Source organism: Stenotrophomonas maltophilia complex sp. Om-AH-Sm3 (assembly GCF_059337855.1).
In genome coordinates, this window is the sequence record NZ_JBYBLQ010000037.1 from 1 (window position 1) to 1,024 (window position 1,024).

The 1,024-nt window shown below is 60.8% G+C and carries 1 protein-coding gene; it reads right to left on the reverse strand.

The features are described 5' to 3' along the window. A partial coding sequence (locus tag AC10QF_RS20070) for an IS481-like element ISStma12 family transposase (protein WP_262095246.1) occupies positions 1-940 on the reverse strand: 940 nt, incomplete at its 3' end. Between the last annotated feature and the right edge of the window lie 84 nt (positions 941-1,024).

Genomic DNA, 1,024 nt, shown 5'->3' on the forward strand with positions numbered 1-1,024 from the left:
TGTGTAAACCCACCACGTTGTTCAGCGGGATTCTGGAAATAGGCGGCTGGCTGCCGATCCCCATGTGGGGTCGGTGCCAGTTGTAGTGATGCAGCCATTCAGGTAGCACGGCATCGCGTTGCTCTGACGAAGCGTACTCGCAGGCGTAGGCCCATTCGCGCAAGCTGGTCTGGATGAAGCGCTCGGCCTTGCCGTTGGTTCGCGGGGTGTAGGGCTTGGTCCGATAGTGCTTCATGCCCAACGAGGCGACGAGTCGAGCGAAGACGCCGGAGCGATAGCAGGCGCCGTTGTCAGTCAGGACACGCTGGAAGGTGACCCCCAGCGTCTTGTAGTACGCCAAAGCGGCCAGCAGCGCTTGGCAGGCCGTTGGGCCCTTCTCATCGGTGTGAACGCTGCTGAAGGCGACTCGGGAGTGGTCATCAATGGCCACATGGACATAGCCCCAGCCACCGCCGCCAGCATTGCCACGCCGATTCGGATCGACCCGGTGTCCGGGCCGGTGGAAGTTGCCGAGTTTCTTGATATCCAAGTGCAGCAAGCCGCCCGGGCTGTCGTACTCATACCGGACCGCCTTCTTCGGTGGGTCCAGAAGGCACAGGCGATTGAGTCCTCGTCGGCGCATCAGTCGTGAAATGGTGCTGTGAGCCACACCCAGTGCCTTGGAAATGGTCAGGTAGGTTTGCCGTTGACGTCGACGCTGGACGATCTGCTCTACCAGTGCCTCGGGGGTGCCATGGGGGCTGCGGCTGGGCCGAGAGCTGCGGTTCTGCAGCCCAATCAGGCCCTCGGCTCGATATCGGGCCAGCCACTTGTAAGCCGTGCGTACACTCACCCCGCAAGCCTGGGCGGCCTCTTCTGGCCGAAGGCCTTGCTCAGTGATGCGGCGGACAAGAAGTTCTCGACTAAACGGCGTCAAACGGGCATTTTTATGATGGTTCATCCGGGCTCTTTGGGGACTGGATAGGTGTGGTAACCACCATTTTCCAAAGATGCCCCGGATGAACAACCTACCGAGAGATCACAG